Genomic DNA, 13,188 nt, shown 5'->3' with positions numbered 1-13,188 from the left:
AGCGTTCACCATGACTCGTTGATCACAACGCGTGAACCACGCCAGATCCGAAGTCCACCACTCCCCGGGACGCTATCTGTGGGTGCGATCGTCCTGTTCGGTATCGAAGCCGTACATCGCGGCAGCAGTATTCATACAGGCGACGATGGGGACGTCGGACAGCAGGTCCAGTGCTCTGAGCCGGCTTGTCGTGTCTGGAGGCCGCGCGGAGTAGACGCCGTGGCACACCCGGAAGACTTCTCCCTCCCGGACTCTGCGTGCGAGTGCCCGATCGGTCATCGTCGCGAGCAACTGCTGTGCTGTCGCAACGCCGTTGTGGACGGCGAATACGTCTTCGAGCGTCATGCGTCGATGGTGGCGGCCGCATCCCATCGCCGCCAGCATCCGGCCTCCAGCCCTGTGGATAACTCCGCGAGCAGACGTAAAACTGTCATTTTTCGCTCGAAAACGACAGTTTTGCGTCTGCTCGCGAGGGGAGGTGACCCAACTGCGTCCTACGGCGTGATGACGACGCGGGTGCCGGAGGGTTCCTTTGCCGCCCAGACGTTTTCGATGTCGGCGAGGGGACGGGCGGCGGTGGTCAGCTGCAGCTCACCGGCGTCGAGCATCGCGAACATCCGGGGCAGGCCTTCGGTGCGGGCGCGCTGCAGGGCCTCGGGCGGGACGCTGCCGATGCCCACGCCTTGAAGCGTGATGCCCGTGCTGCGCAACGTCGCGGCGTCGACGCTGATGCTCGCGCCGGTCATCGAACCGACCTGGATGAAGCGCGTGGCGTGGAAATGGGTCGACGGATGCGCGGCGGCCAGGGCGGTCAGCGTCTGCTCCGCGGGTGTGCCCCACAGGTAGTCGATGACGGCGTCGAACGGCCGCGCCGAGTGTTGGGCCACAACGCTTTCCGCGAGATCGTCGGTGCCGAGCGCGATGACGTCGTCGGCTCCGACGGTGCGGAGCCACTCCAGCCGTTCGGGGTTGCGGCCGGCCACCACAACGCGTCCCGCCCCGAAGACGAACTTGGCCAACTGCACTGCCACTGATCCCGTGACGCCGGTGGCGCCGAGGACCAGCACGTGGTCGCCGGGTTTGGTCTGGGCCGCGTAGTCCAGGCTCATCCACGCCGACATGCCGGGGTTGGGCACCGCCGCCGCGGTCACCGAGTCGACGTGCTCGGGCACCGGGACGGCGCCGGCCGGGACGACGAGGGTGCGTTCGGCCATCAGCCCGTACGGGGCGAGCGATCCGGTGTACACCCGTGAGCCGTCGTCGAGGCGGGCGACGCCGTCGACCCCGGCGATGGCGGGGAGCTGAACCTCCTTGCTGCTGTAGTGCTTTCCCATGATGACCATGCGACTGAGGTTGGTCAGCGCCGACGCCTCAACGGTGGCGACGACGGCGCCGTCGCGCGGCTGGGGCTCGGGGAAATCCAGGTACCGGGGCTGCTGGCCCCACTCGTGCACGACCGCTGCCTTCATGTGCGCTCCTCGACTCAGAATATGGTTTCTGTGGAAACTATATGCCGATGGCTCGCCGGATGGCAAGATGGTTTCCATGAAAACCAAATCCGCGCTGATCGCCGACATCAGTGCGTTGGTCGGCGCGGTGGGGGACAAGTTCGACACCGACGAGGTTGATGCCGAGCGCGACTACCTCGCCGCGCACTGCCCGCCGCGGCTGGAACGCACCGTGCGTGAGCTGCCCACCCTGGGCCTGCATCTGCTGGCGGAGCTCGCTGACGGCCCGATCAGTGTGGTGGGCCTGGCCGCCCGCGCCGGGCAGCTCAAGGGCACGGTGTCGAAGCACGTCCAAAGACTCGTCGACGCCGGGCTCGTGACCCGCACGCCGGTGCCGGGCAACCGCAAAGAGCTGCAGCTGACCCCCACCGCGGACGGAAAACGCCTCATCGAGGTACACCAGCGCATGCACGACGAGATGGACGCCGGCCGGCACGACTTCCTGTCGCGCTACACCGCCGCGGAACTGTCGGTGCTGGAGAAGATGCTGCAGGACCTGCTGGCCGCCGGCCGCGACGGTGTGCGGCTGGTACCCGCCGAACGGGTCTAGCTGATGGTGGGCAGGCCGTCGTCGTCGGAGAACCGGCCGGTGACCTGGAAGATCACCCGCCGCGCGACCTCGACGGCGTGGTCGGCGAAGCGCTCGTAGAAGCGGCTGAGCAGGGTCACGTCGACCGCCGCGGTCACGCCGTGCTTCCACTCGCGGTCCATCATCACGCTGAACAGATGACGGTGCAGGTCATCCATCGCGTCGTCTTCTTCCTGGATGCGGGCCGCGCGCTCCGGGTCCCGGGTGAGCAGCACCTCTTGTGCGGTGTTGCCCAATTCGACTGCGAGGCGGCCCATTTCGGCGAAGTAACCGTTGACTTCCTCGGGCAGCGCATGCTGCGGGTGCCGGCGGCGGGCGATCTTGGCGACGTGCAGCGCCAGCGCACCCATCCGGTCGACGTCGGCGACGATCTGGATGGAGCCGACGACGGACCGCAGGTCACCGGCGACCGGGGACTGCAGGGCCAGCAGGACGAAGGCCTGCTCCTCGGCCTGCGCGCTCAGGGCGGAGATGTGCTCGTGGTCGGAGATGACCTGCTCGGCCAGCACCAGATCGGCCTGCAGCAAAGCCTGGGTTGCGCGCTCCATGGCAACACCCGCCAGGCCGCACATCTCGCCTAGGCGGTTGGTCAGGCCTTCAAGCTGCTCGTGGTACGCGGTACGCATGGGCTCCAGACTACTTTCTGGCCCTTGGACATGCCGTGATCTGGCAATGAACGGCCGGTGAATGGGACAGGTCAGATGCTATTTGCAGGTGGTGTCGGCCGCATTGGTGATGCTGAGGTCTTCCGGCAACTTGGTCGGCTCACCCGACAGGCTGCCATGGGTCACCCGCATCTGGGCGGCTGAACCGCTGGCGGCCGGGGTTCCCACCGCGGTGAAATCGGTCCCGAGCACCACGCGCACCACGTCTCCCAGGCCGGACACCCGCTCGACGTGGGCGTTGGGCAACGTGGACGCCACGGTCGCGGCGGCCTGTTCGTGCCCTGCCGAGTAGAACACCGTCGTCGACGTCACCTGACCCTGGTAGTCGTCCGGCGAGTTGACGGTGAAGCCGTGCTGCTCGAGTTCCTTGGTCGCCGTCGCGGCCAGGCCGTCCTGGCCCGTCGAGTTGGACACCCGGACCGTCACCTGGCTCGGGTCTGTCGTCGTGGTGTTGACCTCTTCGCCGTCCGGGCTGGCCGCGGTGCTACTGGGGGCAGCCGGCGTGGGCGGAACCGGGGTGTTGTCGGCGTTGCGTTCCTCGGGCAGTGGCTCGTCGTTGATGATCGCGTCGAACAGCGCGCGCATGTCGTCGACCCGCGGCGGTTCGTTGCCCTCGGAGTCGGTGACGCCGGTGGGCACGGTGACGAAGGTGACGCGGCCGGCGCTGACGCCCTGGATGGACTGGCCGAGCTGCACCAGGTCCTTGGTGGTGACGTTGTCGACCGAGGAGTCGTTGATGAACAGGTTGACGACGTTGTTGAGCTTGCCGATGTTGAAGAACGTGTCCTTGGAGATCATCGACCGCAGCAGGGAGGACAGGAACATCTGCTGGCGCTTGATGCGGCCGTAGTCACCGTTGACCTCGGTGGTGACCTGGCGGGCGCGCACGTACTGCAGCGCGGTGTGACCGTCGATGACCTGGCGGCCGGAGTGCTCGAGCACGGTGCCCAGTTCGTAGTCCTCGAGCGGTGTGCTGCTGCAGACCTCGACGCCGCCGACGGCGTCCACGAGTTTGGAGAAGCCGGCGAAATCGACTGCCATGAACCGGTTCACCGACAGGCCGGACAGCTTCTGGATCACCTTCACCAGGCACTTCGGCCCGCCGAACGAGTAGGCCGAATTCAGCTTGGTCTCGGTGTAAACCTGGTCGGGCCCATAGCTTTTCGTGTCTTCGTCGTAGATGGGCCCGTAGCCGCCGGTCTTCGGATCCCAGGCTTCGCACTGCGTCGACTTGATGGCCAGGTCGCGCGGGAACGACACCGCCACAACGCGTTTACGGTTCGCCGGGATGTTGACCAGCATGATCGTGTCGGAGCGGGTGCCGCCGGCGTCTTCGGTGGTGCCGGCACCCATGTCGGCGTTCTGGCCGTAGCGGCTGTCGACGCCGACGATCAGGAAGTTCTCGTCGCCGAACTGCGCGTTGGGGTCGATGATGTCGCGGGAGTTGAGGTCCAGCGCCGAGACCCGGTTCATGTTGTTGTTCTTGATGTTCTGCCACTGCCAGGCGGCGCCGGTCATCGACAGCGCGATGACGGCCACCAGCGCCATGAGGATGCGACCGGCGACCGCGAACCTGTGGCGGGTGTGGTGATCGACCGGTGGGGGCGCGTCGATGTGCGCCGGCCGCTCGGGATGGTCGATGTAGTTCCGGACGTCCGTGCGCACCACGGCCCGCGGCCGTTCGGGCAGCGCGTCGGGGTCGGCGAGCGGCGCGCCGAAAACCTCTGTGACGGGCTCGGATTCGACTCGACGGCGGGCGGTGCGCGCGGGCTCCTCGGCCACTGTCGGGGCGACGGGCTCGAGCTTCGGCGCGTTCCGTGGCGCCGGGGCCGGCTTCGGCGCGGGCCGCTGGGGCTTCGGCGGCTCGGGTGGTGCGGGTGCATCGACGACAGGTGCCGGCGGCATCGAGCCGCCCGAGAGCCGGGCGATGAGTTCGGCGACGGTGACGCCACCGCCGCCGTGGCTACCGGTTTCCTCGTCGTCCGCGCTCTCGTCGTCCGGTTGGCTCTGCAGGCGACCGGCCCGTTCCCACGGCGCCCGGACGGGGCCCGCGGCCCGCGTCGTACGGGTTACCCAGGGGTTGTCGCCGGCAGCATCGCCGTCACCCTCACCGGGGGTGGTCCGGTCGCGGTCGCTCACGTTTACCCGCCGGAGTTGACCATGTCGGCGCCGAACGGCACCGTGCAGTCGTCGGGGTCGTCCAGCCAGCCTTCGGGCAGCACCACGGAACCCGGCGACCCCTGCCGGCCTCGTGGGCCCTCTGCGCAGTCCGGGAACGGCACATCGGAATCCAGTTGGGTGAGCAGCTCGTCGAGTTCGGCCAGGGTTTTCACCAGGGCCAGCGCGCGACGCAGCTCAGCGCCGGCGGGCAGCCCGTGCAGGTACCAGGCGACGTGCTTGCGGATGTCGCGCATGCCCTTGTCCTCACCGAAATGGTCGGCGAGCAGCTGGCCGTGCCGGCGGATGATGTCCCCGATCTCGCCGAGCGTCGGCGGGGTGGGGCGCGGCTGGCCGTTGAAGGCGGCCGACAGTTCGGCGAACAGCCACGGCCGGCCCAGGCAGCCGCGGCCGATGACGACGCCGTCGCAGCCGGTCTCGGCCATCATCCGCAGTGCGTCGTCGGCGTCGAAGATGTCGCCGTTACCGAGCACCGGGATGCCGCTGACGTGCGCTTTCAATGCGGCGATCTGGTCCCAGTCGGCGGTGCCGGAGTAGCGCTGCGCGGCGGTGCGGGCATGCAGTGCGACGGCCGCGGCACCTTCCTCGGCGGCGATCCGGCCGGCATCGAGGTGCGTGTGGTGGGCGTCGTCGATCCCGACCCGGAACTTCACGGTGACGGGAATGTCGGTGCCTTCGGTCGCGCGGACGGCTGCCGCCACGATCTGGCCGAACAGCTTGCGTTTGTAGGGCAGGGCCGAACCACCGCCGCGGCGCGTGACCTTGGGCACCGGGCAGCCGAAGTTCATGTCGATGTGGTCGGCCATGTTCTCGTCGACGATCATCTTGGCCGCAGCGTACGTGGTCGCGGGGTCGACGGTATAGAGCTGCAGGGAGCGGGGCGATTCCTCGGGCGCGAACGTCGTCATGTGCAGCGTCGCGGCGTTGCGCTCGACGAGCGCCCGCGCGGTGACCATTTCACAGACGTACAGGCCGCTCACGGTGCCCACGCGGGCGAGCTCCTGCTCGCGGCACAGAGTGCGGAAGGCGACGTTCGTCACACCGGCCATCGGCGCGAGGACGACCGGAGAACGCAACGAGATCGGCCCGATCCGAAGGGATCGGGCCGTCTCGTTGACAGCTTCGGTTACGACGCTGATGTCGACACCAGGAGGTTCTTCATGGCCTTCTTCTCGGCCATCTTCCGCTCACGCTCGAGGCGACGTTCCTTGGCCACCTCGAACTTCGCGCAGGTGTCCTCGAGCTCCTTGATGATCCGGCCCAGGTCGTCGCGCAGGCGCGCGCCCTCACCGGTGAAGTCCTCGCGCTCGAAGATGCGCCACTTCTTGAGCACCGGCATGAGGACGTCGTCGAGGTGGATGCGCGGGTCGTAGACGCCACCGACGGCGATGATGACGGCCTTGCGGCGGAAGTCGGGCACGGTGTACCCGGGCATCTTGAAGTTCTCCACGATGCGGTGCAGCGAGGCCATCGCCTGGTTCGGGTTGATGTCCAGGCCGGCGGCCGAGACATCGCGGTAGAAGATCATGTGCAGGTTCTCGTCACCCGAGATGCGCTGCAGCAGCTGGTCGGCGACGGGGTCGTTGCAGGCCTTGCCGGTGTTGCGGTGCGAGACGCGGGTGGCCAGCTCCTGGAAGGAGACGTACATGACCGAGTCGAACAGGCTCTCGGCGAACAGGTCGCCCTGCAGGTTCTGGCCGGGCGAGAAGCCGCGGGTGACCTGCTCGACGCGCAGTTCCTCGAGCTCGACCGGGTCGCAGTTGCGGGTGACGACGAGGTAGTCGCGCAGGGCGATGCCGTGGCGGTTCTCCTCGGCGGTCCACCGGTTCACCCAGTAGCCCCAGGCGCCGTCCATGCCCATGTTCATCGCGATCTCGCGGTGGTAGGACGGCAGGTTGTCCTCGGTCAGCAGGTTCTGGACCATGGCGGTCTGGGCGACCTCGGAGAGCTTCGACTGCTCCGGATCCCAGTCCTGGCCGCCGAGGGCGTAGTAGTTCTTGCCCTCTTTCCAGGGGATGTAGTCGTGCGGGTTCCAGTCTTTCCGCATGCTCATGTGGCGGTCGACGAGCGTCTCGACGACCGGCTCCAGCTCATGCAGCAGCTGAAGGTCGGTGTAGTCGGCTGTCATGGCGCCTCCCGAATAGATATCTGTACCTGTTGGTAGCAGTCAGAGTATCTGTGTCCCGTAGTGACATCAAGTTGCTGTGACGCATGTCTGATCGGTGAATCTGAACTGTGATGTCGCGGCTTCGTAGGTGTTACCGGTGCGACGGCACCCGGCTCATCAGCATGTCGACGCAGTAGTCGACGAACTGTTCCCGGGTGACGGGCAGCTTGCCGCCCAGATATCCGGTGAACAGCGCGGTGAGGGCGCCGATGAGGCTGGTGGCCTCGAGTGCCCGCCGCGCCGGATCGCCGTCGGGGAACATCTTGTGCTGCAGCAGTTCGATGAAGCTCGGCATCCAGTCGGCGCCCGACCGGGTGAGGACAGGCTCCTGCGCCGGGGCGATGAGCAGTACGCGGCCGCGGGTGGGGTCGTCGACCATCATGGTGACGAATCGCTCGACGGCGTCGCGCGGACTCTGTGAGGTGGTCAGTGCCGCCATGGCCGTCGTGCACACCTCGTCGTACACGGCGCGGACGAAATCCTCACGGTCGGTGAAGCTTTCGTAAAAATAGCGCTCGGTCAGGCCGGCGGTGCGGCACACCGTCCGGACCGTCGCCGCCGGGCCGTCGGAATGGCCGAGGGCGGCGATGCCGGCTTCGATGAGCGCCTCGCGGCGCCGCGTCGGGCGGTCCGCCAGGGGGACGGCGGACCAGCGGCCCTGTCGTTGACCGGAAGGCACGTGACTCCTAAGCTGTGGCTGACAACGCGTGTAGTCAGGATACCCGCTGACATCCAGGAAAGAATGCCGGTGACTCAAAATACTTCCGACGCATGCCCCATGACCAGCGACTCTGCGCCCGTGGCGGCCGGCTGCCCGGTCACTGCCGGTGGTTATGACGCGGTGCCGCTGGGGCCCGACTCGCTGACGTGGAAGTACTTCGGCCAGTGGACCGGGCTGTTCCAGGGCACCTGGGCGGGCTCGATGCAGAACATGCATCCGCAGCTCGGGGCGGCAGTCGAGGAGCACTCGATCTTCTTCATGGAGCGGATTCCGCGGCTGCTCCGGTCGATCTACCCGATCGGCGGCGTGGTGTTCGACGGCGATCGCGCGCCCCAGACCGGCGCCGAGGTGCGGGACTACCACATCGGGATCAAGGGCGTCGACAAGCAGGGGCGCCGTTACAGCGCGCTGAACCCCGACGTCTTCTACTGGGCCCATTCGACGTTCTTCAAGTCGACCCTGCTGGCCGCCGAGAAGTTCGGTGGCGGCATCTCCGAAGCGGACAAGCGACAGCTGTTCGACGAGCACGTGCAGTGGTACCGCATGTACGGCATGAGCATGCGGCCCGTGCCGAAGAGCTGGGAGGACTTCGAGGTCTACTGGGATCACATGTGCCGCAACGTCCTGGAGAACAACTACGCGGCGCGCGAGGTCATGGATTTGTCGACCATGCCCAAACATCCTTCGCTGCAATGGATTCCGGACTGGCTGTGGGCGCAGAACCTCAAGGTGATGCAGCGCTTCCTGACTTTCATGACGGTGGCCCTCTACGACCCGCCGGTGCGCGAGCTGATGGGTTACTCGTGGTCCGCGCGGCAGCAGTGGGTGCACGACCGGCTGTGCCAGGTGATCACGTTGGTCTCGAAGTACGGCCCGAAGCGCAGGCTGATGCATCCGCGCAAGCGGTCGGCGATGGACCGCGCCTCCGGCCGGCTTCCCGTCGACTCGCCGCTGGTGGAGACGCCCGCGCGTAACCTGCCGCCGCTCGAATATCGGGGTCAGCCGCAGTTCTACTGCCCAATTGTGGACTGACCCAGGCACTTTCCGTACTCGCAGCAATTCGAGGGGTCTGTGAGGCCGATTTAGTCGCTGGGTCACCGTCGAGCAATGGATAGGCAACACGGCGGGTGTTGGCTCGGTGCATGACGAGCATCTATGAGCAGATCGGAGGAGCCGAAGCGCTCGAACAGGTGGTGGCGGACTTCTACGAGCGCGTACTGGCCGACCCCGAACTCGCCGGCTTCTTCGCCGGCGCCAACATGTCACGGCTCAAAGGCCGGCAGGTCGAGTTCTTCGCCGCGGCCCTGGGTGGTCCCGAGCCCTATACCGGCGCTTCCATGCGGGACATCCACCGCGGGCGCGGCATTTCCCGGCAGCACTTCAACCTGGTGGCCGCGTATCTGAGTGAAAGCCTGGCCGCCGCGGGCGTTCCGGCACGGACCGTGCAGCGGATCATGGCCGCCATCGCGCCGCTGGCCGGCGACATCGTCACCGCCAAGAGCGCCTGACGGACCCTGCCCGCACCAGACTCGGCGGGTCGGTCGAGGCGGGCTAGCGTGGAGTCATGCCTTATCCCGGGGTTCTCGCCAACCGCTACCAATTGCGGGGGACGCTGGGCCACGGCGGTATGGCGGAGGTCCGCGACGCGTGGGACGCCCAATTGCAGCGTCCGGTGGCCGTCAAACTGCTTCATGCGCCGCTGAGTGCACAGCCAGACTTCCGGCGCCGCTTCGAGGTCGAGGCCCGCGCCGCGGCCGGTCTGAACCATCCGCACGTTGTCGCCGTCCACGACTACGGCGAGCAGGACGGCACGCCGTACATCGTCATGGAGCGGCTGCCGGGACGCACCCTGGCGGACGCGATCGCCGCGGGTCCGCTCCCGCTACCGCAGGTTCGGTCGGTGCTCGACGACGTGCTCTCGGCACTGGCGATGGCCCACGCGGCCGGCATCCTGCACCGCGACATCAAGCCGGGGAACATTCTGCTGGCCGATTCGGGAGCGGCGAAGATCGCCGACTTCGGCATCGCCAAGAGCGCCGAATCCGGCCACACCATCGCCGGCCAGGTCGTGGGGACGATGGGCTATCTCAGCGCCGATCGCCTCTCTGGGCATCCGGCGACCGTCGCCGATGATCTGTACGCCGTCGGTGTCGTCGGGTACGAGGCGCTCACCGGTCAGCGGCCTTTTCCGCAGGACAATCTGGTCGCGCTCGCTCGCGCTGTCTCCGAGGGACATCCGGTACCGCTGCACGTGTTGCGGCCCGACGTCGACCCGGCGCTGGCTACCGTCGTCGAACGCGCGATGGCGCGTGACGCGCGGGCGCGCTTCGGCAGTGCCGAGGAGATGCGCGCCGCCCTGCACGGCGCCGTGCCCGCCGGTCGTCCACCGACGCTGGTGCTCGGGCAGCCGCTACCGGACCCGACGACGTCGCTACTGCCGGTCGCCGCGCCGCGGCGCCGCTCGCGACTGCTGCTCTGGGGTGCGGCCGCCATCGTGGTGCTGGTGACGGTCGTCGCGGTGATCGTCGACGCCGCGTCACGGCCGTCGACGCCGGCGCCGGTCGGGACGAGCACGCCTGAGCCGACCCCGACGTCCACGTCGGCCCCGGTTTCGACTCCGCCACAGCCGGTCGATGACGCACCGCCGCCCAACGGTCATGGCAACGGAAAAGGCAAGGGCCACAACAAACATTGACGACGCGGTGATTGGCGGCGAGATGAGTCCGACGTTACATTATTTCCTGAATACAGAAAATGATGTACCGTCAACCGTATGGCGACACTGCAGCACACTGACGCCCTGGCGCGGTTCGGCCATGCCCTGTCCGATCCGACGCGCACCCGAATCCTCCTGAGCCTGAACAAGGTTCCCGGGTACCCGTCGGACCTGGCCGACCAGCTGGGCGTCTCCCGACAGATCCTCTCCAACCACCTCACCTGCCTGCGGGGCTGCGGTCTGGTGGTGACGGTGCCGGAAGGCCGTCGGATGCGATACGAGCTGGCGGACCGCCGGATCGGCCGGGCCCTGGACGACCTCATGGGACTGGTGCTCGCGGTCGACCCCGACTGCGTGTGCGTCGGCGCCGACGGCGAGCCGTGCGGGTGCACCTGATGACACTCACCGACGTGCGCCGCGGTCAGCTGGCGCGGCGCATCAGGTGGCTGGTCGCGGCGACCATCTCCTACAACGTCATCGAGGCCGTCGTGGCGCTGTCGGAAGGCACACGGGTGTCGTCGGCGGCGTTGGTCGGCTTCGGCCTGGATTCGGTGATCGAGGTGTCCTCGGCCGCCGCGGTCGCCTGGCAATTCGCGGGCACCGACCCGGAAGCCCGCGAGAAGACCGCACTGCGCGTCATCGCGTTCTCGTTCTTCGCGCTGGCCGCCTACGTGACGATCGACGCGATCCGTGCCCTGCTGGGCTTCGGTGAAGCCCAGCACTCGACCATCGGCATCGTGCTGGCGGTGGCGAGCCTCATCGTCATGCCGGTGCTGTCTTATACGCAGCGCCGGGCCGGCCGGGAGCTCGGATCTCGTTCGGCGGTGGCCGATTCCAAGCAGACGCTGCTGTGCACCTACCTGTCGGCCGTGCTGTTGATCGGCCTACTGGTGAATTCCATCCTCGGCTGGTCCTGGGCCGACCCGATCGCCGCACTGGTGATCGCGGGCATTGCGGTCAAAGAAGGCGTCAATGCGTGGCGGGGCGACGCCTGCTGTGCCTCGTGCGGATGACGCTCAGTCGTCGTGTACTGCCAGATCCTGCTTGAGCACCTTGCCGGTGGGGTTGCGCGGCAGCTCGTCGAGGAACACCACCTCGCGCGGCACCTTGTAGCGGGCGAGGTTGTCCTTGACGAACTGCTTGACCTCCGCCTCCGACACCTCGGTGCCCTTGACGGTGACGACGAAGGCGCGCAGGCGTTTTCCGAATTCCTCGTCGTCGACGCCGATCGCAGAGGCTTCCACGATGGCGGGGTGGGTGACCAGCAGTTCCTCGACCTCGGCCGGGAAGACGTTCTCTCCGCCGGAGACGATCATGTCGTCGTCGCGGCCGTCGATGTACAGCCGACCCTCGTCGTCGAAGTGCCCGACGTCGCCGCTGGCCATCAGGCCGTCGATGAACTCCTTGGTGCCGCCGCCGGTGTAGCCCTCGAATTGTGTTGCCGCGCCGACGAATATCCGGCCCGTTCCGGGGGTGGGCACCTCGTGGCCGTTGTCATCGAAGATTTTGATCCGGCAACCGAGCATCGGCTTGCCGACCGAGGTGGGCGCTTCGCGGATGTCGGACGGCGTCGCCATGGTCGCGAGCGCCACTTCCGTTGAGCCGTAGAGGTTGTAGACCACATCACCGAGCAGGTCCTGTGCCGCGGTGGCGACGGCGGCCGGCAGCTGGGAGCCGGCGCAGAAGATCGCGCGCAGGCCGGTGGTGTCGTAGCTGCGGACGGTGTCGTCGCCGAGGCCCATCACCCGCTGCAGCATTACCGGCACGACGCACACCGTGGTGGCCTTGTGTCGCTCGATGTCGGCGACCAGCTGCTCAGCCTCGAACTTGCGGCGCAGCACCAACTTCGAGCCGAGGGCGATCGTCATGATCGCGATCAGCAGGCCGGTGCCGTGGAACAGCGGCGGCCCGATGATGGTGGCTTCGCGAGCCCGCATCGGCAGCCGCTCCAACAGTCCGCCCGGCAGGATGAAGCTGCGCGGCTCGGCGCGCGGTGCACCCTTGGGCGTGCCCGTCGTCCCGCTGGTCAGCAGGATGATCCGGCCCTGCTTGGCCGGCGCCGGCGGCGCCTTGGGTGATGCATCGGCCGCCAGGGCGTCGAGATCGTCACTCGCGCTGTCGATATCGGCGACGAACGTGCCGTGCCTGGCTTCGATGTCCGCGACGAGATCGGTGAATTCGACGTCGTGCACCAGCAGGTCGACGCCTTCGCGGTTCGCGACCTCGGCCGCCTGGCGGGCCGAGAACGCGGTGTTGAGCCACACCGCGTTGACGCCGGCGCGGGATGCGGCGAACGCCACGATCAGCGGACCGCGGTGATTGCGACAGAGGATGCCGACGGTGTCGCCGGGGGCCAGGCGAGCGCGAAATGCGTTGGCGATCCGGTTGACTGCCTCGTCGAACTCGGCGTAGGTGAGTTCGCCTCGTTCGTCGGCGATCGCCGGAAACGCGCCGTGCCGGATCGCGGCGATGCGCGGCGCGGCCCCGAACGGCCCGTAGGTGTCGAGTGCCGCCAGGACCTGCACCAACCGGTGCGGCAGATCGACGCCGATGGCGCCGGCCCGCACCAATGCCACGAGGGCGCGGGTTTCGAGGCCGGCGCGCCGGGCGGGCTCGGCAAGCAGTGAGTTCAGGTCCATCAGAG

Annotated in this window: 14 protein-coding genes; 6 read left to right on the top strand and 8 right to left on the bottom strand. The window is 67.7% G+C overall.

Annotated elements, in window-relative coordinates:
- Nucleotides 1-72: 72 nt before the first annotated feature.
- On the bottom strand, nt 73-345 hold the full coding sequence (locus tag ACJH7A_RS26945; RefSeq protein ID WP_406802996.1) for a type IV toxin-antitoxin system AbiEi family antitoxin domain-containing protein: 273 nt from the start codon (nt 343-345) through the stop codon (nt 73-75).
- A 149-nt stretch (nt 346-494) separates the two neighbouring features.
- Nucleotides 495-1,469, bottom strand: a complete 975-nt coding sequence (locus ACJH7A_RS26940; RefSeq protein ID WP_212813383.1) for a zinc-binding alcohol dehydrogenase family protein — start codon at nt 1,467-1,469, stop codon at nt 495-497.
- 76 nt (nt 1,470-1,545) lie between these two features.
- Here ACJH7A_RS26940 and ACJH7A_RS26935 point away from each other — a divergent pair, with 76 nt between their 5' ends.
- The gene (locus ACJH7A_RS26935) at nt 1,546-2,058 is read left to right on the top strand and encodes a MarR family winged helix-turn-helix transcriptional regulator (RefSeq protein ID WP_406802995.1); all 513 of its coding nucleotides are present in this window, start codon (nt 1,546-1,548) and stop codon (nt 2,056-2,058) included.
- Here ACJH7A_RS26935 and phoU read toward each other — a convergent pair.
- The 5 genes from phoU to ACJH7A_RS26910 all read right to left on the bottom strand — a co-directional run bounded on the left by phoU (nt 2,055) and on the right by ACJH7A_RS26910 (nt 7,786).
- Nucleotides 2,055-2,723, bottom strand: coding sequence for a phosphate signaling complex protein PhoU (gene phoU, locus ACJH7A_RS26930; protein ID WP_212813379.1), 669 nt, complete (start codon nt 2,721-2,723; stop codon nt 2,055-2,057). The two genes, ACJH7A_RS26935 and phoU, sit on opposite strands and share 4 nt — an antisense overlap.
- A 78-nt stretch (nt 2,724-2,801) precedes the next feature.
- Complete coding sequence (locus tag ACJH7A_RS26925; RefSeq protein WP_406802994.1) at nt 2,802-4,901, bottom strand: LCP family protein; 2,100 nt, start codon at nt 4,899-4,901, stop codon at nt 2,802-2,804.
- Between the two features lie 2 nt (nt 4,902-4,903).
- Nucleotides 4,904-6,079, bottom strand: coding sequence for a tRNA dihydrouridine synthase DusB (dusB, locus tag ACJH7A_RS26920; protein ID WP_406802997.1), 1,176 nt, complete (start codon nt 6,077-6,079; stop codon nt 4,904-4,906).
- Nucleotides 6,067-7,068 carry an acyl-ACP desaturase gene (locus tag ACJH7A_RS26915; RefSeq protein WP_212813375.1) on the bottom strand — a complete coding sequence of 334 codons (1,002 nt, stop codon included), beginning with the start codon at nt 7,066-7,068 and terminating at the stop codon, nt 6,067-6,069. Before ACJH7A_RS26915 ends, dusB begins: the two co-directional genes overlap by 13 nt.
- 130 nt (nt 7,069-7,198) lie before the next feature.
- Nucleotides 7,199-7,786, bottom strand: a complete 588-nt coding sequence (locus ACJH7A_RS26910; protein ID WP_020098821.1) for a TetR/AcrR family transcriptional regulator — start codon at nt 7,784-7,786, stop codon at nt 7,199-7,201.
- A 99-nt stretch (nt 7,787-7,885) separates the two neighbouring features.
- On the opposite strand from ACJH7A_RS26910, the gene ACJH7A_RS26905 reads away from it, so the two are divergent.
- The 5 genes from ACJH7A_RS26905 to ACJH7A_RS26885 all read left to right on the top strand — a co-directional run bounded on the left by ACJH7A_RS26905 (nt 7,886) and on the right by ACJH7A_RS26885 (nt 11,557).
- On the top strand, nt 7,886-8,860 hold the full coding sequence (locus ACJH7A_RS26905; RefSeq protein WP_406802993.1) for an oxygenase MpaB family protein: 975 nt from the start codon (nt 7,886-7,888) through the stop codon (nt 8,858-8,860).
- Between the two features lie 110 nt (nt 8,861-8,970).
- Nucleotides 8,971-9,336 (top strand): group 1 truncated hemoglobin, encoded by a 366-nt coding sequence (locus ACJH7A_RS26900; protein ID WP_135357912.1) that lies wholly within the window; start codon nt 8,971-8,973, stop codon nt 9,334-9,336.
- Between the two features lie 56 nt (nt 9,337-9,392).
- Nucleotides 9,393-10,523, top strand: a complete 1,131-nt coding sequence (locus ACJH7A_RS26895; RefSeq protein ID WP_406802992.1) for a serine/threonine-protein kinase — start codon at nt 9,393-9,395, stop codon at nt 10,521-10,523.
- A 78-nt stretch (nt 10,524-10,601) separates the two neighbouring features.
- Nucleotides 10,602-10,940, top strand: coding sequence for a helix-turn-helix transcriptional regulator (locus ACJH7A_RS26890; protein WP_064858780.1), 339 nt, complete (start codon nt 10,602-10,604; stop codon nt 10,938-10,940).
- Nucleotides 10,940-11,557 (top strand): cation transporter, encoded by a 618-nt coding sequence (locus tag ACJH7A_RS26885; protein WP_406802991.1) that lies wholly within the window; start codon nt 10,940-10,942, stop codon nt 11,555-11,557. Before ACJH7A_RS26890 ends, ACJH7A_RS26885 begins: the two co-directional genes overlap by 1 nt.
- 3 nt (nt 11,558-11,560) lie before the next feature.
- On the opposite strand, the gene ACJH7A_RS26880 is transcribed toward ACJH7A_RS26885, so the two are convergent.
- Nucleotides 11,561-13,183: an AMP-binding protein gene (locus ACJH7A_RS26880; RefSeq protein ID WP_406802990.1), complete on the bottom strand. Its 1,623-nt coding sequence runs from the start codon at nt 13,181-13,183 to the stop codon at nt 11,561-11,563.
- Nucleotides 13,184-13,188 lie beyond the last annotated feature (5 nt).

The organism is Mycobacterium sp. SMC-17, from assembly GCF_045310915.1.
Classification (GTDB): domain Bacteria; phylum Actinomycetota; class Actinomycetes; order Mycobacteriales; family Mycobacteriaceae; genus Mycobacterium.
The sequence above is the reverse complement of the archived record's forward strand: the minus strand, read 5'-3'. Positions and strand labels throughout refer to the sequence as shown.

Coding starts and splice junctions, on each gene's coding strand:
- ACJH7A_RS26915 (WP_212813375.1), bottom strand. CDS start 7,068: ATGACAGCCGACTACACCGACCTTCAGCTGCTGCATGAGCTGGAGCCG.
- phoU (WP_212813379.1), bottom strand. CDS start 2,723: ATGCGTACCGCGTACCACGAGCAGCTTGAAGGCCTGACCAACCGCCTA.
- ACJH7A_RS26890 (WP_064858780.1), top strand. CDS start 10,602: ATGGCGACACTGCAGCACACTGACGCCCTGGCGCGGTTCGGCCATGCC.
- ACJH7A_RS26945 (WP_406802996.1), bottom strand. CDS start 345: ATGACGCTCGAAGACGTATTCGCCGTCCACAACGGCGTTGCGACAGCA.
- ACJH7A_RS26940 (WP_212813383.1), bottom strand. CDS start 1,469: ATGAAGGCAGCGGTCGTGCACGAGTGGGGCCAGCAGCCCCGGTACCTG.
- ACJH7A_RS26935 (WP_406802995.1), top strand. CDS start 1,546: ATGAAAACCAAATCCGCGCTGATCGCCGACATCAGTGCGTTGGTCGGC.
- ACJH7A_RS26880 (WP_406802990.1), bottom strand. CDS start 13,183: ATGGACCTGAACTCACTGCTTGCCGAGCCCGCCCGGCGCGCCGGCCTC.
- ACJH7A_RS26895 (WP_406802992.1), top strand. CDS start 9,393: ATGCCTTATCCCGGGGTTCTCGCCAACCGCTACCAATTGCGGGGGACG.
- ACJH7A_RS26905 (WP_406802993.1), top strand. CDS start 7,886: ATGACCAGCGACTCTGCGCCCGTGGCGGCCGGCTGCCCGGTCACTGCC.
- ACJH7A_RS26885 (WP_406802991.1), top strand. CDS start 10,940: ATGACACTCACCGACGTGCGCCGCGGTCAGCTGGCGCGGCGCATCAGG.
- ACJH7A_RS26900 (WP_135357912.1), top strand. CDS start 8,971: ATGACGAGCATCTATGAGCAGATCGGAGGAGCCGAAGCGCTCGAACAG.